At 60.6% G+C, this 23,684-nt stretch carries 23 protein-coding genes; 10 read left to right on the forward strand and 13 right to left on the reverse strand.

The features are described 5' to 3' along the window. Positions 1 to 237: 237 nt before the first annotated feature. The 3 genes from CD175_RS00605 to CD175_RS00615 all read left to right on the forward strand — a co-directional run bounded on the left by CD175_RS00605 (position 238) and on the right by CD175_RS00615 (position 2,719). Entirely contained in the window at positions 238 to 420 is a 183-nt protein-coding gene (locus CD175_RS00605; protein ID WP_104447240.1) for a DUF6026 family protein, read from the forward strand. A gap of 199 nt (positions 421 to 619) precedes the next feature. Continuing rightward, complete coding sequence (locus tag CD175_RS00610) at positions 620 to 2,356, forward strand: phosphoethanolamine transferase CptA (RefSeq protein ID WP_104447241.1); 1,737 nt, start codon at positions 620 to 622, stop codon at positions 2,354 to 2,356. Positions 2,357 to 2,509: 153 nt separating this feature from the next. Beyond that, positions 2,510 to 2,719, forward strand: coding sequence for a hypothetical protein (locus tag CD175_RS00615; RefSeq protein WP_104447242.1), 210 nt, complete (start codon positions 2,510 to 2,512; stop codon positions 2,717 to 2,719). Between the two features lie 381 nt (positions 2,720 to 3,100). Here the strand turns inward: CD175_RS00615 and CD175_RS00625 are convergent, their stop codons facing one another. The 3 genes from CD175_RS00625 to zapE form a co-directional block, all read right to left on the reverse strand. Next, the gene (locus CD175_RS00625) at positions 3,101 to 3,592 is read right to left on the reverse strand and encodes a GNAT family N-acetyltransferase (RefSeq protein WP_015094987.1); all 492 of its coding nucleotides are present in this window, start codon (positions 3,590 to 3,592) and stop codon (positions 3,101 to 3,103) included. A gap of 117 nt (positions 3,593 to 3,709) precedes the next feature. Then, positions 3,710 to 4,291, reverse strand: coding sequence for a DinB family protein (locus CD175_RS00630; protein ID WP_104447244.1), 582 nt, complete (start codon positions 4,289 to 4,291; stop codon positions 3,710 to 3,712). A gap of 15 nt (positions 4,292 to 4,306) precedes the next feature. Beyond that, positions 4,307 to 5,425 carry a cell division protein ZapE gene (zapE, locus tag CD175_RS00635; protein ID WP_104447245.1) on the reverse strand — a complete coding sequence of 373 codons (1,119 nt, stop codon included), beginning with the start codon at positions 5,423 to 5,425 and terminating at the stop codon, positions 4,307 to 4,309. 158 nt (positions 5,426 to 5,583) lie between these two features. On the opposite strand from zapE, the gene CD175_RS00640 reads away from it, so the two are divergent. Together CD175_RS00640 and CD175_RS00645 are read left to right on the forward strand one after the other, a co-directional pair. Further along, a complete protein-coding gene (locus tag CD175_RS00640) occupies positions 5,584 to 6,636 on the forward strand; it encodes an aldo/keto reductase (RefSeq protein WP_104447246.1) in 1,053 nt (350 codons plus the stop codon). Between the two features lie 845 nt (positions 6,637 to 7,481). Next, positions 7,482 to 8,030: a dihydrofolate reductase family protein gene (locus CD175_RS00645; RefSeq protein WP_104447247.1), complete on the forward strand. Its 549-nt coding sequence runs from the start codon at positions 7,482 to 7,484 to the stop codon at positions 8,028 to 8,030. Positions 8,031 to 8,146: 116 nt separating this feature from the next. Here CD175_RS00645 and speB read toward each other — a convergent pair whose 3' ends face one another. Together speB and CD175_RS00655 are read right to left on the reverse strand one after the other, a co-directional pair. Beyond that, positions 8,147 to 9,106 (reverse strand): agmatinase, encoded by a 960-nt coding sequence (gene speB / locus CD175_RS00650; RefSeq protein ID WP_104447248.1) that lies wholly within the window; start codon positions 9,104 to 9,106, stop codon positions 8,147 to 8,149. A gap of 16 nt (positions 9,107 to 9,122) precedes the next feature. Next, complete coding sequence (locus tag CD175_RS00655) at positions 9,123 to 10,214, reverse strand: polyamine ABC transporter substrate-binding protein (protein WP_104447249.1); 1,092 nt, start codon at positions 10,212 to 10,214, stop codon at positions 9,123 to 9,125. 101 nt (positions 10,215 to 10,315) lie between these two features. Here CD175_RS00655 and CD175_RS00660 point away from each other — a divergent pair, with 101 nt between their 5' ends. The 3 genes from CD175_RS00660 to CD175_RS00670 all read left to right on the forward strand — a co-directional run bounded on the left by CD175_RS00660 (position 10,316) and on the right by CD175_RS00670 (position 13,635). Then, positions 10,316 to 11,209, forward strand: a complete 894-nt coding sequence (locus CD175_RS00660; RefSeq protein WP_104447250.1) for a LysR family transcriptional regulator — start codon at positions 10,316 to 10,318, stop codon at positions 11,207 to 11,209. A 164-nt stretch (positions 11,210 to 11,373) separates the two neighbouring features. Next, positions 11,374 to 12,480, forward strand: a complete 1,107-nt coding sequence (locus CD175_RS00665; RefSeq protein ID WP_104447251.1) for an enoyl-CoA hydratase/isomerase family protein — start codon at positions 11,374 to 11,376, stop codon at positions 12,478 to 12,480. Between the two features lie 3 nt (positions 12,481 to 12,483). After that, on the forward strand, positions 12,484 to 13,635 hold the full coding sequence (locus CD175_RS00670) for an acyl-CoA dehydrogenase family protein (protein ID WP_007970104.1): 1,152 nt from the start codon (positions 12,484 to 12,486) through the stop codon (positions 13,633 to 13,635). Positions 13,636 to 13,848: 213 nt separating this feature from the next. Here the strand turns inward: CD175_RS00670 and CD175_RS00675 are convergent, their stop codons facing one another. From CD175_RS00675 to CD175_RS00705, 6 genes are all read right to left on the reverse strand, one after another. Then, positions 13,849 to 14,622, reverse strand: coding sequence for an enoyl-CoA hydratase (locus CD175_RS00675; protein ID WP_104447252.1), 774 nt, complete (start codon positions 14,620 to 14,622; stop codon positions 13,849 to 13,851). 125 nt (positions 14,623 to 14,747) lie between these two features. Then, a complete protein-coding gene (locus CD175_RS00680) occupies positions 14,748 to 15,875 on the reverse strand; it encodes an acyl-CoA dehydrogenase (RefSeq protein WP_007970101.1) in 1,128 nt (375 codons plus the stop codon). A 143-nt stretch (positions 15,876 to 16,018) separates the two neighbouring features. After that, on the reverse strand, positions 16,019 to 17,212 hold the full coding sequence (locus tag CD175_RS00690; protein WP_104447253.1) for an acetyl-CoA C-acyltransferase: 1,194 nt from the start codon (positions 17,210 to 17,212) through the stop codon (positions 16,019 to 16,021). 12 nt (positions 17,213 to 17,224) lie between these two features. Then, complete coding sequence (locus CD175_RS00695) at positions 17,225 to 17,986, reverse strand: SDR family NAD(P)-dependent oxidoreductase (protein WP_033047337.1); 762 nt, start codon at positions 17,984 to 17,986, stop codon at positions 17,225 to 17,227. Positions 17,987 to 18,002: 16 nt separating this feature from the next. Continuing rightward, a complete protein-coding gene (locus CD175_RS00700) occupies positions 18,003 to 19,667 on the reverse strand; it encodes an AMP-binding protein (protein WP_104447254.1) in 1,665 nt (554 codons plus the stop codon). Positions 19,668 to 19,801: 134 nt separating this feature from the next. Continuing rightward, positions 19,802 to 20,725 (reverse strand): carbon-nitrogen hydrolase family protein, encoded by a 924-nt coding sequence (locus CD175_RS00705; protein WP_104447255.1) that lies wholly within the window; start codon positions 20,723 to 20,725, stop codon positions 19,802 to 19,804. A gap of 84 nt (positions 20,726 to 20,809) precedes the next feature. Here CD175_RS00705 and CD175_RS00710 point away from each other — a divergent pair, with 84 nt between their 5' ends. Continuing rightward, the gene (locus tag CD175_RS00710; protein ID WP_104447256.1) at positions 20,810 to 21,718 is read left to right on the forward strand and encodes a LysR family transcriptional regulator; all 909 of its coding nucleotides are present in this window, start codon (positions 20,810 to 20,812) and stop codon (positions 21,716 to 21,718) included. 9 nt (positions 21,719 to 21,727) lie between these two features. On the opposite strand, the gene CD175_RS00715 is transcribed toward CD175_RS00710, so the two are convergent. Beyond that, positions 21,728 to 21,982: a hypothetical protein gene (locus tag CD175_RS00715; RefSeq protein WP_007970091.1), complete on the reverse strand. Its 255-nt coding sequence runs from the start codon at positions 21,980 to 21,982 to the stop codon at positions 21,728 to 21,730. Positions 21,983 to 22,146: 164 nt separating this feature from the next. On the opposite strand from CD175_RS00715, the gene CD175_RS00720 reads away from it, so the two are divergent. Further along, a complete protein-coding gene (locus CD175_RS00720) occupies positions 22,147 to 22,464 on the forward strand; it encodes an ElaB/YgaM/YqjD family protein (RefSeq protein WP_102673772.1) in 318 nt (105 codons plus the stop codon). A 125-nt stretch (positions 22,465 to 22,589) separates the two neighbouring features. Here the strand turns inward: CD175_RS00720 and CD175_RS00725 are convergent, their stop codons facing one another. Continuing rightward, on the reverse strand, positions 22,590 to 23,630 hold the full coding sequence (locus CD175_RS00725; RefSeq protein WP_104447257.1) for an Ldh family oxidoreductase: 1,041 nt from the start codon (positions 23,628 to 23,630) through the stop codon (positions 22,590 to 22,592). Positions 23,631 to 23,684 lie beyond the last annotated feature (54 nt).

Below are 23,684 nucleotides of genomic sequence, written 5' to 3' on the forward strand. Positions count from 1 at the left end.
AAAGGTTATAGCCCAACGCGACTCATGAGGTTAGTCCAGAGCGTTGGCGTGAAGTTTCCGGGCATTGTGCCCGATCCTGATGGATAACGTCGGGAATCAAGCCGAAGACACAACGACAATGAAAAATAAAAAAGTTCCCTTCGGGAGCAAAAGAAATCAAAATTGGCGCCGATAGTAGATCAGCCGTTGATTTCGACGCGGCTCTACAGTTGAGACACGCCATTTGCGAGGTGAGCAATGGGCACAGTACATACCGCACTGCCAGCACAAACCCTTTACGTCACTATCCGTCGCGATGAATTGCGTCAGTTGAAGGACGAACGCGATCAATTGAAACAGGAGCTGGCGCAGTTGCGACTGCTGCTGCAAACGAGTCAGACGCAGCCCCTGGCTGCGGTGCAACGCGCCCCGCTCGCCTGATTCCCCCGTCTCAAGCGGGAGCAGTCTGCACTGCTTCCGCATCGGCTCACGCCCTGCCATCTGCGACAACTCACGAAATTTTCACAATTGTCTCACGATAATTACAAGTTTCAGGCTGCCCGGTTCCGCGCGGCCCTCGTTCGTCGTCCGCGATCTCCAAATCCCGGCGGTGGTAGTGAATTCTCGGCTGGAGCGCTGAATGTCTTTGTTCGAACGCAGCAAAACGACTGCGGCAGGTTTTGATTGGGCCGGATTTGTCTGGCTGTTTGTATTCTTCTGGTACTTTTCCGGCATCACCCAACTACTGATCCAACTGACGGGCACCTCCGGGTTTACCGGATTCCGCCAGGCCTTCGTCATGAGCGCGATCTGGCTGGCGCCGATGCTGCTGTTCCCCAAACAGACCCGTGTCATGACCGCCGTCATCGGCGTTGTGCTGTGGGCGTGCTCCATGGCGAGCCTGGGCTACTTCTTCATTTACCAGCAGGAGTTTTCCCAGAGCGTCATCTTCATCATGTTCGAGTCGAACGTGGCTGAAGCCGGCGAGTACATGACCCAGTACTTTGCCTGGTGGATGATCCCGGCGTTCCTGGCCCACAGCGCGTTTGCCTATTTCCTGTGGACTCGCCTGCGCCCGGTGTACCTGGCCCGTGGCAAGGCCATCGCGGCAGCCGTGGCCATTGTCGTGGCGGTGGTCGGTTATCCGCTGATCAAGCAAACCTCGCGCACCGGCAGTTTCGCCGAAGGCTTCGACAAGTTCGAAACCCGCATCGAGCCGGCGGTGCCATGGCAGATGGCCGTGGCCTATCACCGTTACCTGGAAACCCTGGCCGGCATGCAGGACATGCTCAACAGCGCCAGCAGGATTCCACCGTTGCACAATCTCACGGACGCCTCGGCCAACACGCCTGCGACCCTGGTGCTGGTGATCGGCGAGTCCACCAACCGTCAGCGCATGAGCCTGTACGGTTACCCACGGCAAACCACGCCGGAACTGGACAAGCTCAAGGATCAACTGGACGTTTTCGACAACGTCATCACCCCGCGCCCCTACACCATTGAGGCGCTGCAACAGGTCCTGACCTTCGCCGACGAAGAAAACCCGGACCTGTACCTGTCGACGCCATCGCTGGTCAGCATGATGAAACAGGCCGGCTACAAAACCTTCTGGATCACCAACCAGCAGACCATGACCAAGCGCAACACCATGCTCACGACCTTCTCCGAACAGGCCGACGAACAGGTGTACCTGAACAACAACCGCAACCAGAACGCCGCGCAGTACGACGGCGACGTGATCGAGCCGTTCAACAAGGCCCTGGCCGACGGGGCACCGCGTAAACTCATCGTCGTGCATCTGCTCGGCACGCACATGAGCTACCAGTACCGCTACCCGTCGACCTTCGACAAGTTCCAGGACCGCAATGGCGTTCCGGCCGGCGTACGTGACGATCAGGTGCCGACGTACAACAGCTATGACAATGCCGTGCTGTACAACGACTTCGTGGTGTCCAGCCTGATCAAGGACTACGCCAAAACCGATCCGAACGGCTTCCTGCTGTACCTCTCCGACCATGGCGAAGACGTATTCGATTCCGCGGGTCACAGTACCCTGGGGCGCAACGAGAACAAGCCGACGGCACCGATGTACACCATTCCGTTCATGGCCTGGGCTTCGCCGAAATGGCGGGCAAGCCATGACTGGAACCTCGCCGGCGATCTCTCGCGTCCTTACAGCAGCTCGCACCTGATCCACACCTGGGCCGATCTTGCAGGCCTGAGCTTCGACGAACTCGATCGCAGCAAGAGTGTGGTCAGCGACAGTTTCAAGGCCCGGCCATTGATGATCGGCAACCCCTATGAGCGTGAGCAGCGCGCGTTGATCGATTTCAGCCTGATGAAGCCGAAAACGTCACCCGCGGTCGTTCAGCAGTAATCCTTTCAGGGGCCGGTTCCGGCCCCTTTTTCATGGGAAGGCCATCGATGAAGTTAATTCCCATTTAAGCGAATCGGCGGATAATGCCATTTCGACACTGCTTCATTGATTCATGGACGAAAGGCATCCGACATCTTTAGTGGGAGGCATACCATGAAACGCACCGCCGTGATCCTCGCCGGCCTGATGGCGCTGGGTTCGACCAGCGCATTCGCCGAAGGTGGAGCCGAACGCATGCGCTATTACTACGAAAGTCTGCGACTGGCCCAGCAAGAAGCCCTCGGCCATCCGATCCCGAGCATCGAACTACGGGTGCCCGACGATCAAACCGCACAAATGACAGAAACCTACAGACCGAAATGATCCTTTGACTGCGGCTCTACAGTCGCAGAAGAACGTTTGGGCGTCCTGATGGACGCCCTTTTTTTGGGTATTCACGCATTCCCGTGACATTGACACTGTAGGAGCCAGCCTGCTGGCGATGGACTCCAGTACGCCGCGTTCATCCAGATCACACGCGTTATCGTTAACGACCATCGCTGGCAAGCCAGCTCCTACCCCGACCGCGTACACCAATGATCAAAGGGCGTAAGCCAATCCCGTAGGAGCTGCCGAAGGCTGCGATCTTTTGACGTTGACGCCAAAGCGACCGCTGAAGATCAAAAGATCGCAGGCTGCGCCAGCTCCTACAGGGAAACCGCGTCCACGCGAAAAGTGCCCCTCCCCAAAAAACGTCCTGTCGGGTTAGAGGCTCTTGGTCCAGAACAGCATACGTCCATGAGCCGGGTCGAACATGCCGGCGGCGAAACCGGCTTTTTCGTAAGAGCCCTGCGCCACGGCATTGCCTTCCAGCACTTCCAGGGTGAGCTTGCAGCAACCACGCTGACGGGCGATGTCCTCGACCTTTTGCAGCATCTTCTGGCTCAAGCCCAAGCCGCGAAATTTTTTCACCACCGACACGTCATGCACATTGACCAACGGCCGGCAGGCAAAGGTCGAGAACCCCTCGAAGCAATTGACCAACCCGGCCGGTTCGCCCCCGACAAAGGCCAGCACACTGAAAGCGTGGGGGCGCCTGGCAAGCTCTGCCGGGAGTTGCTCCAGTACATGGGCTGGCAACGGCTGGCCGCCCCCCATCGGGTCCTCGGCGTAGTGGTTCAACACCAGACAAATAGCCTCGGCATGCACCGGATTGGTGTAGCTGGCCTGAAGCACAAGAATTTCTGCGGAGTCCATTTCCATCCTCGATCACACATGAAGTAGCCCCCAGCATGTATTTCACGCTGAAGTGCCGGCGGACCATAGCGCGAGCACCCGGGTATCGACAATCACCACCGCACAATTCTTTGCCGTTCAAGCGCCCCAGATCAGTGCTTCCGTCCATCCCAGCTCGGCAAAATCCTCGGCCCGCAAGTGCGACTCGCCGGCGCAGAAAAACTCGTCGAGTTGCGGTGGCTTGACCGAGGTGCCGCTGAGCATGGCGTGAACCTGACCGCGATGATGGAGCTGGTGTTCGAACAAGTGGGACAGCAGGCGCAAACGGCTGTCGTGTTGCGGCGTGTCGCGGGCGATGGTCACGATTTTGCCGAGGCTGGCGTCGCGCAGCTGCTCGCAGTAAGCGATCAATCGACGGTCAACATGGGCCTGTTCACGAACCAGGTCCGACGCGATGAGGCAGGGTTCGTCTTCCTTGAAAAACACCCGACATTCGGGATGCGGATCGTCGCCGCGCATTTCGCGCTCCAGCGCATCCACATAAAACCAGTCGCAGGTGAGGATGTGGTTGAGGGTCGCGCAGATGCTGGGGAAGAAGCTGACCCGTGCGGCGATCAACTCCTGCGCGCTCAACTGCCTCCAGGCCTTGGCCAGTCGGTGGTTGGCCCAGGCATTCTGATAAGCCATGGTCAGCAGGTGGTGCGACAGGGGCTGATTCATGTGTGCTGCTCCCGATCAGACTTCGGCAAACCGTTGCAACTGCATTTCCTGCAATCGACTGAGGGTGCGCCGGAACGGGAATTCCAGATAACCCTCGGTATAAAGCGCTGCCATCGGCACTTGCGCCTCAAGGTACAGCGGCACCTTGCGGTCGTAGCACTCGTCCACCAGCGCAATGAAACGTCTTACGCCGTCGTCATGCACCGACAATTGCGGCAGCTCGCGATCCCCCGCTTCCACCCGCTCGACACCGTCCTCGGTACCGCGGGCGATGCGCCCGGCACGTGTTTGCGCGCTGAGGTTGGGTACGTCCCCCAACAGAATAGCGCCGTAGGTATCGCACAGGGCGATGAAATCCATGGCCGCGAAGGGTTGCTCGCACAGCGCGGCGTAGCGGGTCCAGAGCACGGTCGGGCTGGCCTTGACCACCTCCAGCGAGCGGTAACCGACCGGGACCGGCTCGCACGATGCCGACTGGCCGGCGCTCAACGCCTGGAACACCTCACCCAGCGCCCCGGGCGTGCCCGGCTCGGCCACCCAATAGCGCTGCGAAGCGGCCCCCGGATGCAGGCGATGGTCTTCCCCGCCATCCACCGCGATCACCTGCATGTGTTGCTTGATCGCGGCGATGGCGGGCATGAAACGGTCGCGATTGAAGCCGTCGGCGTACAACTGGTCCGGCGGCAGGTTGGAGGTGCAGACCACCACGACGCCCTGCTCGAACATCACCTGGAACAGGCGCCCGAGAATGATCGCGTCGCCGATGTCATTGACGAACAACTCGTCGAAACACAGCACGCGCACCTCTTCGGACAACTCACGGGCCAACGCCTTGAGCGGGTCGGCGGTGCCGGTCAGTTGGAACGAACGCTGGTGCACCCAGCCCATGAAGTGGTGAAAATGCTGGCGCCGCGCCGGTACTCGCAGGCTTTGGTAGAACTGGTCCATCAACCAGGTCTTACCCCGCCCCACCGGCCCCCACAGGTACACGCCGGAAACAGGTGAGCGGCCTTCATGCAGCGCTTCGTGACATTTTTGCAGCGCCCACACGGCATGTTCCTGAGCCTCGTCCTGGACGAAGCCCTTTTGCTCGATCGCGTGCTGCCAGGCACTTAAGGGGGATTCGATAGTCATGGGCGGCAGTATGCCATTGCGCATTGATGACGTGACCGGCGATCGGCGGTTTTGTGCAGGAAAGAAATGCGCCTTGACGATTTAAATGATTGGCATCATATTTTATACATGTCACGCATCATCTATAAATCCTGCCGCCATCCCTCTGGAGTTATCCCATGCATTACAAAGTTTTCGGTCGTAAAACCGGCTTGCGAGTGTCCGAGCTGGCCCTGGGCGCCGGTAATTTCGGTACTGGCTGGGGCCATGGCGCCGAGCGTGACGAAGCAAGGCGAATTTTTGATGGCTACCTGGAAGCCGGCGGCAACTTCATCGACACCGCCAATGGCTATCAGGGCGGGCAGTCCGAGGCCATGCTCAGCGAATTCATCAATGCAGAACGGGATAGCCTGGTCATCGCCACCAAATACACCCTGGGGACTACACCGGCGGCCGGTATTTCCCACACCGGCAACAGCCGCAAGAACATGGTGCGCGCCGTCGAAGAGAGCCTTAAACGACTGAAGACTGATCACATCGACCTGTTCTGGGCCCACATGAGCGACGGCGTCACCCCCATGGAAGAGATCCTGCGCGGCTTCGACGACCTGGTCAGTGCCGGCAAGATCCACTATGCCGGGCTGTCGAACTTCCCCGCGTGGCGCATCGCCCGCGCCGACCTGCTGGCCGAAATCCGTGGTTTTGCGCCGATCGCTGCGATCCAGGTCGAGTACAGCCTCGCCGAACGCACCGCCGAGCGCGAACAGCTGCCGATGGCCGAAGCCCTTGGCCTGGCCGCGACGCTGTGGTCGCCCCTGGGTGGCGGCTTCCTGACCGGCAAGTATCGCAACAGTGAAGGTGACAACCGCGCGAACAAGCTCGGCGTGCTGATTCATGCTGAAAAAAGCGCCCGCGAAACCGCCCTGCTCGACACCTTGATCGACGTCGCCACAGAACTCGACGCCAGCCCGACCCACGTGGCCATTGCCTGGTTGCGGGAAAAGGCCAAACGCTCGACCACGGCACTGATTCCGATCCTCGGTTCGCGGACACGTGAACAGTTGGACGCCACGTTGGGGGCGCTGAATGTACAGTTGAGTGCTGATCAGTTGGCGCGGCTGGACGGAGTCAGCGAGGTGGCCAAAGGCGTGCCGCACGAATCCATCAGCGGATCATTTGCACGGTTTAGCGGTGGTCGGATTCTCGACCTGCCGAGCATTCCCGTCGCCTGACACCCATCAAAACTGTAGGAGCGAGCCTGCTCGCGATGAGGACCTGTCAGCCAACAGAGATGTTGAATGCAAGACCGCCATCGCGAGCAGGCTCTATATTCGCAGACATTCATCATGGCCCTGGCTCAGTTTGGTACCGTGCTTCTCTTGATAAGTCGGCGCAATACAACTGAACGCATGCACAAAACCTGGATTTCCATTCCCTTTTTCCGTCAGAAAAAACACTAGGCATTATTGAGCATCCAGATATGGATAATTATCCATTACGGACCTTAGTAGCGAAAACCCACCCCAAACAATAAAAATTAAATAAGCAGCCATCATCAGACAAACGACATCTACCCCCTGACTAATCTCCTGACTCAAAAAACCGCACTTCCAGAACTTATTTTTTGGATGCAGGGCTTCACCAGAACATCCCTACAGATCATTCATAAAAGTTGGCTTCCCACCCCCAAAAATTGGGATCATCGCAATGTTTTGTTACTTTCTTATCATTTGATCTTCAACATAAATAGTCAATCATAAATCCAACTGCAATTGCCGCACAGGCCTAAAACTCAAAGGTAAAAATTCAACCACATCTTGTAATCAAGGACACCTAACAAGCTGCATGAGACATAAAGCCCCGCTGCTTCCCCGCATCACCACGACAAGTAAAAAACGCTTATCCCATTACCAAGGAGATGGTATACGGTGCAACCATAAAGCGCCTACCAAGTGAAAACGGCATTATCTTCGCCTACCCGAAATAAATGATCACCATCGCCCCTCGCCACTTTCCAGAGGGGCACTTTATTTACGGATCATTTCCCGCCTGCATGATTACAAGGAAAGGAAAACACATGTCGACGCTGGTCTATTACGTAGCTGCCACCCTGGATGGTTATATTGCCACTCAACAACACAAACTCGATTGGCTGGAGAACTTTGCGCTGGGCGATGACGCAACGGCCTATGACGATTTTTATCAGACGGTCGGAGCGGTGATCATGGGGTCGCAGACCTATGACTGGATCATGTCCAAGGCTCCCGACGACTGGCCCTATCAGGATGTACCCGCCTTTGTCATGAGCAACCGGAACCTGTCAGTCCCCGCCAATCTGGATATCACCTTCGTACGCGGAAATGCCGAGGCCATCGCGGCCAGGGCCAGGCAAGCGGCGAAGGGCAAAAATGTCTGGCTGGTCGGTGGCGGCAAAACGGCAGCCTGTTTTGCCGACGCCGGGGAATTGCAGCAACTCTTCATCACCACCATTCCGATCTTTCTGGGCTCGGGCGTTCCCGTACTGCCCGTTGACCGCGCGCTTCAAGTCGTTCCCAGAAAACAGCGTACGCTGCAGAGCGGTGCCATGGAATGCGTCCTCGACTTGCCGATCGTTCCAGTGGCCTGACACCCATCACGACTGTGGGAGCGAGCCTGCTCGCGAATGGGGAGTGTCAGTCTACCGCTGCACCAACTGACACACCGCTTTCGCGAGCAGGCTCGCTCCCACAGGGGGATTGTGTTTTACCTATCGACCTTATGCCTGGCCGCATACAGACACAACATCTCCATCGCCAATGTCGCTGCCGCCAGTGAAGTGATCTCCGCACTGTCATAGGCCGGCGCCACTTCCACCACGTCCATGCCCACCAGATTGATCCCGCGCAGGCCGCCGAGGATCTCCAGCGCCTGCACCGTGCTCAGGCCGCCGCACACCGGTGTTCCGGTACCCGGAGCGAATGCCGGATCGAGGCAGTCGATGTCGAAGGTCAGGTACACCGGGTTATCGCCGACCCGCGCCCGAATTGCCTCGACAATCGCTTCGCAGCCGCGGCGATGCACCTGTCGCGCATCCAGCACTTGAAAGCCCTGATGATCGTCATTGGTGGTGCGTAAACCGATTTGCACCGAGCGCGACGGGTCGACCAGCCCTTCCCTGGCCGCGTGCCAGAACATGGTGCCGTGGTCGATGCGCTTGCCCTCTTCGTCCGGCCAGGTGTCGCTGTGGGCGTCGAAGTGGATCAGCGACAATGCCCCGTGTTTACGGGCATGGGCCTTGAGCAGCGGATAGGTGATGAAATGGTCGCCGCCAAAGGTCAGCATGGCCGTGCCGGCGTTGAGGATGTGCTCGGCGTGGGCCTCGATGCACTCCGGCGTCGATTGCGGCGAACCGTAATCGAAATTGCAATCGCCGAAATCGATCACCGCCAGATGGTCAAACGGATCGAAAGCCCACGGCCAGTGCCGTTCCCAGGCGATCCCGGCGGAAGCTGCGCGAATGCCCCGTGGTCCGAAGCGTGCACCGGGGCGGTTGCTGGTGGCGGTGTCGAACGGTATACCACTGACCGCCACGTCGACCCCGCGCAAGTCACGGCTGTAGCGGCGACGCATGAAACTGGTGATGCCGGCGTAGGTACTTTCGGCGGCCGTGCCATAGAGGCTGTCACGGGTAAGGGCTTGATCGTTCTGCATCGGGACGTCCATTGAAGGCTCCTTTTTGTTATTGGCGACTACGGAAAGTGGTCCACAGGCGGGTGCGCTGACGCAGGTCCTTGAGGTTCATGCTGCGGTCGGCGTACAGCCGCTCACGCACATCGGCCAACGGATAGATGTCCGGGTCGGTGCGCACCGCTTCATCCACCAGCGGCGTGGCGGCCTGGTTCGCCGTGGCGAAGAACAGGGTGTTGGTCAGCGCCGCCACGGACTCAGGGCGCAACATGAATTCGATAAAGGCACGGGCGGCTTCGGGGTGCGGTGCGTCCTTGGGAATCGCCAGGTTGTCCTGCCAGACGAGGGTGCCTTCCTTGGGAATCCGGTAGGCAATTTCATAGGGTTTGCTGGCCTTGCGCGCCTGGTCGGCAGCCATGCTCGCATCACCGTTGTAGGTCAATGCCAGGCAAACGCTACCATTGGCCAGGTCGCTGATCTGCCGCCCGGTGGCGACGTACAGCACGTTCGGCTGCAGCTGACGCAACAACGCCTCGGCGGCTGACAGATCGTTCTTGTCGGTGCTGTAGGGATCTTTACCCAGGTAATGCAAAGCGAGTCCGATCACCTCTTGGGGCGAATCGAGAATGGCGATGCCGCAATCCTTCAGCTTGCTCGCGTACTCGGGTTTGAACAGCAGGTCCAGGCTGTTGAGCGGTACGTCCGGCAAGCGCTGCTTGAGCGCCTCGACGTTCATGCCCAAACCCAGGGTGCCCCAGGTATAAGGCACACCGTAGCGGTTGCCGGGATCGACAGTGGCGAGTTTTTCCAGCAAATCCGGATCGAGGTTGGCGTACCCCTTGAGGCCTTCGTGGGGAATCGGTTTCAACGCCCCGGCGGCAAGCCCCCGGGCCAGCACGCTGGAGGACGGCACCACCACGTCATAACCACTGCCGCCCGTGAGCAATTTGGTCTCCAATACTTCCGAAGAGTCAAAGGTGTCGTAGCGCACATGGATGCCGGTTTCCTGTTCGAACCGTTGCAGGGTTTCGGGGGCGACGTAATCGGCCCAACTGTACAGATTGACCACCTTGTCCTCGGCCTGGGCCGATGCGGCCATGGCAAGGAATAGCGCGGGTAAACACAGCTTGAACATGGGAGCCATGACGAACACCTGACCAGAGGAAGTGGTTGCAGGATGCGTCGTCGGATACATTGGTGAAATATCAAGTTAATTAACCTGACTTTATGACGGAGTAATGTTTGATGCTCGGCCAACTGCATGATCTGGACCTGCACCTGTTGCGTCTGTTTGTCAGCGTGGTGGAGTGCGGCGGTTTCAGCGCCGCCCAGGGCCAACTGGGGTTGAGCCAGTCGAGCATCAGCCAGCAAATGGCCAAGCTGGAAACCCGCCTCGGCTATCGGCTGTGCAGTCGCGGTAAAGGCGGGTTCAGGATCACGCCCAAGGGCGAACAACTCCTCAGCGCCACCCGTGGCTTGTTCGAGTCCATCGAAGCCTTCCGCCATCAATCCAACGGCGTCGCCGGGCGCTTGATCGGCGAAGTGCGTCTGGGCCTGTCCGAGGCGCTGGATCAATCGGTGCTGCAGCGGGTGGCCGAGGCGATCCGGCGCTTTCGTGAACGGGACGAGTCGGTGCGCATCGAGCTGATCAGCGCCATGCCGGGCGAGATGGAGCGCTTGCTGTTGCAACAGCGGCTGGACCTGGCCATCGGCTACTTCTCGCAGGTGCAAAGCGCGTTTGACTACCGCGAACTGTTCATTGAAACCCAGCACCTGTATTGCGCCCCCGGCCATCCGCTGTTCACCCACGCGAACCCGGGCGATCAGGACCTGCAAGCCTGCGACCGGGTCGGTCACCCCTACCGTTTCCTGCGCAGTGACGAGCCCTTTCAGGGCGAGCGGTGTTCGGCCCGTTCGGAACAGGTCGAAGGCACCCTCGCCTTCATCCTGTCCGGCAAGCATGTCGGTTATCTGCCCAGCCACTTTGCCCGCACCTGGGAAGACAAGGGATTGCTGCGGTCGGTGCGGCACAGCGACTTGAGTTTCGATGTCGCGTTTCACCTGGCCCGGCACCGGGCGCAGGTGGCCGGTGATGCGCAGAAGGCCTTCGAAGAGGACCTGCTCGCGGCGTTTGCCTGAATCCGCCGTGGTCTACGCTGTAACAATGCCGGACATCTACATGCAAAAATGCACAGATGACCTGCACTTATCCAGCTTGTACACGGCAAATTTGCACTGATACGATCCGCCATCGCTCGCGCGCGAGCATCTCGATAAAGAACAATAATAGCAGGGAGTTAGTGATGACTGCTCAGGTTACATCGAAGGGGACGCTGTCCATGGATGCCATGCAAAACGAAGTGCTGGCCGAGGTTCGCAACCACATCGGTCACCTGACCCTCAACCGCCCCGCCGGCCTCAATGCCCTGACCCTGGACATGGTGCGCAACCTGCACCGCCAGCTCGACGCCTGGGCCCACGACCCGAACGTGCATGCGGTGGTCCTGCGCGGTGCCGGCGAAAAAGCCTTCTGCGCCGGCGGCGACATTCGTTCGCTGCATGACAGCTTCAAAAGCGGCGACACCCTGCACGAAGATTTCTTCGTCGAGGAATACGCCCTCGACCTCGCGATCCACCATTACCGCAAACCGGTGCTGGCGCTGATGGACGGTTTTGTTCTCGGTGGCGGCATGGGCCTGGTGCAAGGCGCAGACTTGCGCGTGGTCACCGAAAAAAGCCGTCTGGCGATGCCGGAAGTCGGCATCGGTTATTTCCCGGACGTTGGCGGCAGTTACTTCCTGCCGCGCATTCCCGGTGAGCTGGGGATTTACCTGGGCGTCAGCGGCGTGCAGATTCGCGCCGCCGATGCGCTGTATTGCGGCCTGGCCGACTGGTACCTCGAAAGCGCCAGGCTGGGCACACTGGACGAAAAACTCGACCAGCTCGAATGGCACGACACGCCGCTCAAGGACCTGCAAGGCCTGCTGGCAACACTCGCCGTGCAGCAACTGCCAGACGCGCCGTTGAGTGTGTTGCGTCCGGCCATCGACCACTTCTTCGCCCAACCCGACGTGCCGAGTATTGTGGAGCAACTGCGCCAGGTCACGGTCGCCGACAGCCATGCGTGGGCCGTCACCACCGCCGACCTGTTGGAAACCCGTTCGCCACTGGCCATGGGCGTCACCCTGGAAATGCTCCGTCGCGGACGCGAGCTGCCCCTTGAACAATGTTTCGCCCTTGAGCTGCACCTGGACCGCCAGTGGTTCGAGCGCGGCGACCTGATCGAAGGCGTGCGCGCCTTGCTGATCGACAAAGACAAGACACCACGCTGGAACCCGCCCACCCTCGAGGCGCTGGACGCCGAACACGTGGCGAGCTTCTTCAGCGGGTTTGACCGGAACGAGAGCTGAGCCATGCACGATATCGAATTGAGCGAAGAGCAAGTGATGATCCGCGACATGGCCCGGGATTTTGCCCGTGGCGAAATCGCGCCCCATGCCCAGGCCTGGGAAAAGGCCGGCTGGATCGATGACGGTCTGGTGGCGAAGATGGGTGAACTGGGCCTGTTGGGCATGGTGGTCCCCGAGGAATGGGGCGGCACCTATGTCGACTACGTGGCCTATGCGCTGGCGGTAGAAGAGATTTCCGCCGGCGACGGTGCTACCGGCGCCTTCATGAGCATCCACAACTCCGTGGGCTGCGGGCCGGTGCTCAACTACGGCAGCGAAGAACAGAAGCAGACCTGGCTGGCGGACCTGGCCAGCGGAAAGGTCATCGGCTGCTTCTGCCTGACCGAACCCCAGGCCGGTTCCGAAGCGCACAACCTGCGCACCCGCGCCGAACTGCGCGACGGCCAATGGGTGATCAACGGTGCCAAGCAATTCGTCAGCAACGGCAAGCGGGCCAAGCTGGCGATTGTATTTGCCGTGACCGATCCGGACCTGGGCAAACGTGGCATCTCGGCGTTCCTGGTACCGACCGATACCGCCGGTTTTATCGTTGACCGCACTGAACACAAAATGGGTATCCGCGCGTCCGACACCTGTGCCGTCACCCTGAACAACTGCACCATCCCCGAAGCCAATCTGCTGGGTGAACGGGGCAAAGGCCTGGCCATCGCCCTGTCCAACCTCGAAGGCGGTCGTATCGGCATCGCCGCCCAGGCGCTGGGCATCGCCCGCGCGGCGTTCGAAGCGGCGCTGGCCTACTCCCGTGACCGGGTGCAGTTTGGCAAGACGATCAATGAACACCAGAGCATCGCCAACCTGCTGGCCGACATGCACATGCAACTGAACGCCGCACGGTTGATGATCCTGCACGCTGCGCGCCTGCGCACGGCCGGCAAGCCCTGCCTTTCGGAGGCGTCACAGGCCAAGCTGTTTGCGTCGGAAATGGCGGAAAAGGTCTGTTCGTCCGCGATTCAGATTCATGGCGGGTACGGGTATCTGGAAGACTATCCGGTAGAGAAGTACTACCGGGATGCGCGGATCACGCAGATCTACGAAGGCTCGAGCGAGATTCAGCGGATGGTGATTGCCCGTGAACTGAAGAACTACCTGGTTTAAAAGCAAAAGATCGCAGCCTTCGGCAGCTCCTGCACAAAGCCCTGTAGGAGCTGCCGAAGGCTGCGATCTTTTGGCTGTAAACTGGTTTGAAGTCTTAAAGGCATCGCTGGCAAGCCAGCTCCCACAGTGTTCTCGGTTGTTCACACATGTTGTGTACACCCCGGACCCTGTGGGAGCTGGCTTGCCAGCGATAGCGTCAGCGAAGACGCCGCATTACTTACCGACGAACTCCGCCTCACGCTTGGCAATGAACGCCGCCATGCCTTCCTTCTGATCCTGCGTCGCAAACGCCGCATGGAACACCCGACGCTCAAAGCGCACGCCTTCGGCCAGGCTCACTTCAAAGGCACGGTTGACGCTTTCCTTGACCATCATTGCAATCGGCAGCGACTTCTTGGCGATCAACGCCGCGACTTTCAGCGCTTCATCCAGCAGCTCATCGCTTGGCACGATCCGCGCCACGACGCCACAACGCTCCGCTTCCACGGCATCGATCAAACGACCGCTCAGGCACATTTCCATGGCCTTGGCCTTGCCCACGGCGCGGGTCAGGCGTTGGGTGCCGCCCATGCCCGGCAACACGCCGAGGTTGATTTCCGGCTGGCCAAATTTGGCGTTGTCGCCAGCCAGGATGAAATCGCACATCAGCGCCAGCTCACAGCCGCCGCCCAGGGCAAAACCATTGACCGCCGCGATGATCGGCTTGCGGCGGTTGGCGACGCGGTCGCTGTCGCTGAACAGGTCGTCGAGGTAGATCTGCGGGTAGGTCAGCTCGGCCATTTCCTTGATGTCAGCACCCGCGGCAAACGCCTTTTTCGAACCGGTCAGGACGATACAGCCGATGTTCGCATCCGCCTCGAAACCATCGAGGGCCTGGTTCAGTTCGCTGACGATCTGCGCGTTCAACGCGTTCAACGCCTGAGGACGGTTGAGGGTGATCAGGCCAACGCGGCCGTGGGTTTCCAGCAAAATCGTTTCATAGCTCATAAACAACTCCTATTTCACATAAGGCCAGATCCCTTGTAGGAGCTGCCGCAGGCTGCGATCTTTTGATCTTGAAAATCAACGCCAAAAGATCGCAGCCTGCGGCAGCTCCTACAGGGGTCTGCTTTTTATAAGTTGCGCGAAATGACCATGCGCTGAATATCGCTGGTGCCTTCGTAGATCTGACACACCCGCACGTCGCGGTAGATCCGCTCCAGCGGGAAGTCGTTGAGGTAACCATATCCGCCGAGGGTTTGCAGCGCCGAGGAGCATACCTTCTCGGCCATTTCCGAGGCGAACAACTTGGCCATCGACGCCTCGACCAGGGCCGGCTTGCCACTGTCGCGCAGGGCGGCGGCGTAGTGCACCATTTGCCGCGCCACGGCGATCTGGGTGGCCATGTCCGCCAGGCGGAACGCCACGGCCTGATGCTCGATGATCGGCTTGCCGAAGCTCTCGCGCTCACGGGCGTAATCACGGGCCGCTTCAAACGCGGCACGGGCCATGCCCACCGATTGTGAAGCGATGCCGACGCGACCGCCTTCCAGGTTGGCCAGGGCGATCCTGTAGCCTTCGCCCTCCTCGCCCAAACGGTTGGCCACCGGCACCTTCACGTCTTCGAAAAGGATCTGGCAGGTGTCGGAAGCGTGCTGGCCGAGCTTGTCCTCGACCCGCGCGACTTTATAGCCCGGCGAATCGGTCGGTACGATAAACGCGCTGATGCCACGTTTGCCGGCGTTCGGATCGGTCACCGCAAACACAATCACCACCCCGGCATTCTGCCCGGAGGTAATGAACTGCTTGCAGCCGTTGAGCACGTAGTGATCGCCTTCCAGGCGCGCACGGGTTTTCAGGCCGCTGGCGTCGGAACCCGCCTGGGGCTCGGTCAGGGCGAAAGCGCCGAGCATCGCGCCGCTGGCCAACGGCTTGAGGAAGCGCTCCTTCTGCTCGTCGTTGCCGTAGTGGAGGATCGGCACACAACCCACGGAGTTGTGCACGCTCATGATGGTCGAGCAGGCGCCATCGCCGGCGGCGATTTCTTCCAGCGCCATGGCGTAGGCCAAGTAACCGGTGTCGCACCCGCCCCACTGCTCCGGCACCAACATGCCGAAGAAGCCCAAACCGGCCATTTCGCCGATGGCTTCCTTGGGGAAGCGGTGTTCGCGGTCCCACTCGGCGGCGAAGGGTTTGAGCCGTTCCTGGGCAAAATCCCGGGCCATGTCGCGGATCTGTTGCTGGTCGTCATTGGGGATCATGGTGAATCCTTAAAAAAAACGTGCTGAATGCAAGAACCTGTGGGAGCGAGCCTGCTCGCGAAGAGGCCGAGTCGGTCGACATCATCGTCAGATGACAAACCGCATTCGCGAGCAGGCTCGCCCCCACATTGGAAAGCATTGCCTCAGTACAGGCATTCCACGGCCATGGCCGTCGCTTCACCGCCACCGATGCAGATCGCCGCGACGCCGCGCTTCAGGCCTTTCTGGCGCAGGGCCGATAGCAAGGTCACGAGAATCCGCGCACCGGACGCACCGATCGGGTGGCCCAAGGCGCAAGCGCCGCCGTGCACGTTGAGTTTCTCGTGGGGGATTTCCAGGTGAGTCATCGCGGCCATGCCGACCACGGCAAAGGCTTCGTTGACTTCCACCAGATCGACGTCATTGATCGACCAGCCGGTTTTCTTCATCAATTTCTTGATCGCGCCGATTGGCGCCACCGGGAACAGGCCCGGGGTGTCGGCGAACGCGGCGTGACCATGGATCACCGCCAGCGGCTTCAGGCCTTGTTTCTGTGCCTGGGACTGGCGCATCAGCACCAATGCCGCCGCACCGTCGGAAATCGAACTGGAGTTGGCCGCCGTCACCGTGCCGCCTTCGCGGAACGCCGGTTTCAACGAAGCGATCTTGTCCAGTTTGGCTTTTGGCGGTTGCTCGTCGTTGCTGATCACCACTTGCTCTTTGCCGACTGTCACGGTGAGCGGGACAATTTCGGCCTTGAAGCTACCGTCCTTGATCGCCTGTTGCGCGCGGGTGGTCGAGGCGATGGCGAACGCATCCTGGGCTTCACGGCTGAAGCTGTTGGTTTCGGCGCAGTCTTCGGCGAAGGTACCCATCAGGCGGCCCTTGTCGTAGGCGTCTTCGAGGCCGTCCAGGAACATCGAGTCCTGCACGCGGCCGTGGCCCATGCGGTAACCGGCACGGGCGCGGTCCAGCAGGTAAGGCGCGTTGGACATGCTTTCCATACCACCGGCGACCACCACGTCGGCACTGCCGGCCACCAGCATGTCGTGGGCCAGAATCGCCGCTTCCATGCCCGAACCGCACATCTTGTTCAGGGTGGTGCAGCGGGTCGATTTATCCAGCCCGGCACCCAGTGCCGCCTGGCGCGCAGGGGCCTGGCCAAGGCCAGCCGGCAGTACGCAGCCGAACAGCACTTCGTCGATGCCGTCACTGGAAACGCCGGCACGTTCAACGGCGGCTTTGATAGCAGCCGCACCCAGTTGCGGCGCGGTCAGGCTTTTCAGTTCGCCCTGGAACCCACCCATGGGGGTGCGGACGGCGCTGACGATTACAATCGGATCGTTGGACAGTGTCATGACAAATCCTCCTTATTTGGCGGCCATGCGCAAGGCACCGTCGAGACGGATCACCTCGCCGTTGAGCATGCTGTTTTCAATAATATGCTTCACCAGCCCGGCATACTCGCCCGGTTTGCCCAAACGCGGCGGGAATGGCACGCCAGCAGCCAGGGAGTCGCGAACTTCCTGGGTCATGCCGGCCATCATCGGCGTCTCGAAAATGCCCGGGGCAATGGTCATCACGCGGATGCCGAAGCGCGCCAGTTCACGGGCCGCCGGCAACGTCAGGCTGACGATGGCACCTTTGGACGCCGAGTAGGCCGCCTGACCGATCTGACCGTCGTATGCCGCGGCAGACGCGGTGTTGATGATCACGCCGCGCTCGCCATCGGCATCCGCTTCGGTTTGCGCAATCGCCGCTGCCGCAAGACGCAGCATGTTGAAGCTGCCGATCAGGTTGACGTTGATCACCTGGCTGAAACTGGACAGCAAGTGCGGACCGTTCTTGCCGAGGATCTTCTCACCACGCACGATGCCGGCGCAATTGACCAGACCATTGAGGCCGCCAAAGGCTTCGACCGTCGCCTGCACGGCCGCTTCGGCCGCCGCTTCGTTGCTGATGTCCGCCACTACGCTGTGCGCGCCAAGGCGCTGGGCCTGGGCTGCAACGGCTTCGGCGTTCATGTCCACCAGCATCACTTTCGCGCCTGCGGCGACCAGCACCTCGGCGGTGGCTGCGCCGAGGCCGGAAGCACCACCGGTGACGATAAAAATCTTGTTTTCGATCTGCATCATTGTTTCCCTGGATTCAAGCTGGAAGGTTCTTCGCCGCAGCCTCTTGAGCCTTGGCGATTTCCTGGTTGCGCAAGATAAAGCGCTGCAATTTGCCGCTTGGGGTTTTCGGCAACTCGCTGACAAATTCGATTTCACGGGGGTACGAGTGCGCCGCCAGGCGCTTGCGCACGTGCTGGCGCAGCTCTTCGGCCAACGCAGGTTCTGCGCGGTATTGCGGGCTGAGCACGACGAACGCCTTGACCAGTTCGGTACGCTCCGGATCGGGTTTGCCGATCACGGCGGCCTCGACCACGGCCGGGTGTTCGATCAGCGCACTTTCCACGTCGAACGGGCCGACCCGGTAGCCGGAGGTGGTGATCACGTCATCGCTGCGACCGACGAAGCTGATGCTGCCGTCCGGGTTCCACTCGACGGTGTCGCCACTCAGGTAATAGTCACCGACAAAGGCCTTGGTCGGCCCGCCTTCGTAGCCGGCGAACCAGCACATCGGCGATTGGCGGCGGTCGATGGCCAGGATGCCCGGCTGGCCAACACCCAGTTCCTTGTATTCGTCATCGAGGACCGCAATGCGGTGGCCCGGCGAGGCAAAACCGGCGGCGCCCATGTGAATCGGGTGTTCAAGGCCGTGGTGGTTGCATAGCACCATGCCCAGCTCGGTCTGGCCGTAGTGGTCGTGGATGACCACGTCGAGGTTGTCGGCGAACCAGCGGATCACTTCCGGGTTCAGCGGCTCGCCAGCGCTGCTGACGATGCGCAGCTTGCCCTTGATCGACCTGGCGAACTCATCACCCCCGGCAATCAGCAAACGGTAGGCCGTCGGTGAACCGGTGAGGTTGGTGATCCCGTACTTATTGATCACCCGGCAGGTGCTTTCGAGGGTGAACGGGCCATCGTAAAAGGTGATCGGATGCCCCATCGACATGGGCCCGGTGACACCGTAGTAGATGCCGTAGGCCCAACCCGGGTCGGCGACGTTCCAGAAGGCGTCTTCAGGACGCAGATCCACCGCATCGCGGATGTAGCTCTTGAACGCAACGATGGCCTTGAGCGGCACCGACAGCGCTTTCGACGGGCCGGTGGTGCCCGAGGTGAACATCAGCAGGAACGGATCTTCGCCGGTCAACAGCACGGGTTCGCAGTGGGCGGAATAGTTGGACAGCTCGGCCCAGAAACTGCAATCGCCACGCACCAGGCCCTGCCCTTTGGGGCCAGTGACGGTAACGATGGCCGGGCAGTCGGCGACTTCGGAAAGTTTCGGCCGGTTCACCGCGTCGGTCACCACCACTTTGGCCCCAGAGCAGCTCAGGCGGTGCTCGATGGCTTTGGGGCCGAACGCGGTGAACAGCGGTTGATACACCGCGCCGATGCGCCAGGCGGCGAACACGGTGATCAGCAATTCGATGTTGCGTGGCAGCAGGCCGGCGACCTTGTCGCCCTTCTTCACACCCTGGGCCAGCAGGTAATTGGCGAAACGCGCGGCCTTGTCCTGCAAATCAGTGAAGGTGTAGCTCGCACTGGCGCCGTCGCGCCCCTCCCAGAACAGCGCGATGCGCCCCGGCAAGGCATGCCGGTCACAGCATTCGACGCAGGCGTTGAGTGCCGTCAGGTCGCCTGCGAGTGCGGCGTCGACGGTGTGCTGATAGTTGAACTGATCAGTAGCAGACAAGTAATCGCGCATTGCCAGAATCCCTGTGTTTCTTATTAGGTTGGGGGGAACCGTAATCAACAGGGAAATACTCGCTCTGCCAGGGGTGGCGGGCAATGGTCAAAGTTATCAAGTTGTCTGACTGGTTTGGCCAAAGCCCTCAGGCATCAGGAAGTGAAGCGCACCCCCGGTTTAGCGCGCTCGTCCACGGTCAGCTCGAACACATCCGGACGAGCGTAGTGACCGACCACGTCATAGTCGTAACGGGCGCGCACCAGGTCGTCAGTGTCGATCTGCGCGGTAAGTAGACCAGCGCCCTCTCGCAACGGTCCGGCGAGGATGTCGCCCATGGGCCCTACGATCACGCTGCCGCCGGCGATCAACGGCCGATCCGCCGGCCAGTTGGCGATATCCAGTCCCAGGGCCTGGGGTGATGCCTGGACCTGACAGGCGCTGACCACGAAACAACGCCCCTCATGGGCGATGTGGCGCATGCTGACCTGCCACATCTCCCGTTCGTCTACGGTCGGCGCGCACCACACCTCCACGCCCTTGGCGTACATCGCCGTACGCAGCAGCGGCATCATGTTTTCCCAACACACCGCCGCACCGATGCGTCCGACCTGGCTGTCGATCACCGGCAGCGTTGAACCATCGCCCTTGCCCCAGATCAGCCGTTCGGTGCCGGTGGGCATCAGCTTGCGGTGTTTGGCCACCAGCCCGGCCTGCGGATCAAAGTACAAGGCGGTGCAGTACAAGGTGCTGCCGGCACGTTCGATGACGCCGATCACCAGATTCGCCCCGGTGCGTGCGGACAGGCCGGCCAGCGCCTCGGTTTCCGCGCCGGGCACGTCGATGGCGTTGGCAAAATAGCGGGCAAAGGCTTCGCGACCTTGCGCCAGCCGAAAACCAAGCTGTGTGCCAAAACCCTCGCCTTTGGGATAACCACCCAGCAGCGCTTCCGGCATGACCACCAGCGCGGCGCCGGATTCGATGATCGCGTGTTCATAGGACAGGATCTGTTCCAGGGTGTCGGCCTTGCCACCGGGCAAGGCGCCAATCTGCAAGGCCGCAACGATTGTTTTTGGCATCACGAAAACTCCATTCGCATCAGGGGTTGCTCATTCTCCGGCGCCACGTGATCATCAATAAAGACCGATTCACTGCTGAATGATATGAACCAAATGAATATCACCAACATTGACCTCAACCTGCTCAAAGTCTTCGAAGCGCTGCACGAAGAGTCCAGTGCCAGCCGTGCCGCCTTGCGCCTGGGTGTGACGCAATCGGCCGTGAGCGCGGCCTTGCGCCGGTTGCGCGAGGTGTATGGCGATCAACTGTTCGTGCGTACCGGGCGCGGCCTGGCGCCCTCGCTCAAGGCTAATCAGCTCAAGCCGGTGGTCAGCGAGGCCCTGAACAAATGCCGGCAGAGCCTGGCGATGGTTGACCCGGCTGCGCAGCAGTACGAAGGTCGCTCGGTCACCGTGGGCATGTCGGACGATTTCGAAATTGCCTACGGCCGACGTCTGATCGAGGAAATCGCCCGGAGCGCGCCGAAGTTGCGCCTGATTTTCCGCCAGACCCACAGCCAGATCGTTGCCCAGGCGTTGATGGAGCGCAGCATTGACCTGGCGATCACCGCGGGCGGCTTTGCCGAGCGGCTGCTCAGCCGTCAGGTGTTGGGAGAAGGCAGTTACCTGTGCCTGGCGGACCCGTCGAGCCTGGTCGAGGGCCAGCACAGCATCGGTCTTGAGGAGTTTGTGGCCCGCGAGCACATCCTGGTGTCGTCCGGCGGTTTTATCGGGATTACCGATGAAGGATTGGCGGCGCTGGGCCTGAGTCGGCGGGTGTGCGCCTCGACCACGCATTTTGCCGCGCTGCCGCATTTGCTCAAGGGCAGCCAGGCTGTGGCGACCATTCCGGCCCATGCTGCCCGAAGCATCGCGACGCTCAGCGGCCTGGCACTGCTGCCCTGCCCCTTGGCCTTGCCGCGCTACCCGATCGAACTGGGCTGGCGCACCAGCACCCAACTTGACCCGGTCGTGTTGAAAGTGCGCGAAGCGATTGTCGCGAGTTTCACCTGACCGCCGATGTTATTTGTTGGCCGCCATCAGGCGATTGACTTCGCTGCGTACCATGTTGGCGTATTCCGGGGGCGACATGCCGTCCAGTTCGGCGCGCACCCATTCCGCCCACTTGCCTTTGCGCTTAGCCCGTTCACCAAACAACCGCGCGGCCTCGCCCTTGGCTTTGCCCAGGTTGTTTTGCCAGAGTTCGAACAGACGGGATTTCTCGTCTTCAAGCGCAGCGCGCTCGGCGAGGGGTTTGTCGGCCAGGTTGAAGCTCATGGGAATTTCCTGCTGCGTAAAATTGGCGACATCTTACACTGTAGGGCGAAATGTCCTGCGCCGGTTTTTCAGCAAGATGACCTTCCCGGGCAAAATAGCTGCAACTTTTCCGACGGCCGCAGACTCCATTGTTCACTGTCCACTTACCCGCAAGGAGTACTTCAATGGCCCGCAAAACCGCCGCGCAAGCTGCCGAAGATCAAATCAAGGATCAAGCGTTCAGCGAACTTCAATCGTTGATCGAAGAGTCGGAAAAACTGCTGAAAAGCAGCGCCTCACTGGTCGGGGAAGAAGCAGATACCCTTCGTGGGCAAATCGCCCTGAAACTCCAGCAGGCCAGGGATTCGGTGACCAACGTGCGCAACCGCACCCTGCCCGCGGTCGAGGCCACTGAAACCTATATCGGCGGGCATCCATGGCAAACCGTGGCGATTTCCGCCGGGTTTGGTCTGGTGGTGGGGTTGTTGCTGGGGCGTCGCTGAGCACTGGCAAACACTGGAACCCTGTGGGAGCGGGCTTGCCCGCGATGGTCGTTAACGATTACGCGGGAAATCTGATTCCCCGCGGCGCCCTCAAGTCCATCGCGAGCAGGCTCGCTCCTACAGGATCACTCCCCCGCCAGCTCCCGCAGGTTCGCCAGCGTCGGGGCATCCAGTTCAATGCCATTGGCCAGCGACCTGGCGCGCTGATGATGACGCCGGTCACCCGGCAAACGCTTCAGGCCGACACCGTGCATTTGCCGCACCAGTTCCTGGCTGCGCTGGGCAAAACCTTGCCCCGCCGCTTTGTCCGGATCAATCACGATCAGCAATTGGCCCGTCCAGGGCGTCTTGGCGCCTGGGTGGTTGTTCCAGTCGAACTCGAAGGAAAAATTGCCGCCGGTCAGTGCCGCCGCGAGCAACTCGACCATCATCGACAACGCCGAGCCCTTGTGTCCGCCAAAAGGCAGCAACGCGCCGCCCTCAAGAATCGCTTTCGGGTCGGTAGTCGGCTGGCCGAGGCTGTCCACGCCCATCCCTTGCGGCAAGCGTTCGCCCTGGCGTGCGGCAATTTGCACGTCGCCATGGGCAATGGCGCTGGTGGCGAGGTCGAAGACAATCGGTTCGCCGCCAGCCCGTGGCGCGGCGAAGGCAATCGGATTGGTACCGAACAGTGGTCGGTCGGCGCCGTGGGGCACCACGCAGGTCATGCTGTTGACCACGCTCAACGCTACCAGCCCTTCATAGGCGAAGGGTTCGACATCCGGCCACAAGGCCGCGAAATGGTGCGAATTACGGATCGCCAGCACTGCAATGCCGGCGCTTCGGGCCTTCTGCACCAGTAACTCGCGTGCCGCCGCCAGGGCCGGTTGCGCAAAACCGTTATTGGCATCGACCCGCACAAACCCCGAAGCCACATCTTCGACCACCGGAACGGCCTGGCCATTGACCCAGCCGCTTTGCAGCGTCGAAACATAACCCGGGATCCGGAACACCCCGTGACTGTGGGCGCCATCGCGCTCGGCGCCGGCACAGTTTTGCGCCAGCACCCTGGCAACCTCGGCCGAGGTGCCATGACGCAGAAAAATCTTCTCCAGCAAAGCGCTCAGCGCTTCGAGTGACAGGTGTGACGAGACGGCAGTAGAGGCATGATCGTGTGGCGCAGACATCTGAAGCTCCAGACTGATTATTGGAGGGAACAACAGCGTACAAAGACCCGCCGA

The sequence above is a fragment of the Pseudomonas laurylsulfatiphila genome, assembly GCF_002934665.1.
Lineage (GTDB): Bacteria > Pseudomonadota > Gammaproteobacteria > Pseudomonadales > Pseudomonadaceae > Aquipseudomonas > Aquipseudomonas laurylsulfatiphila.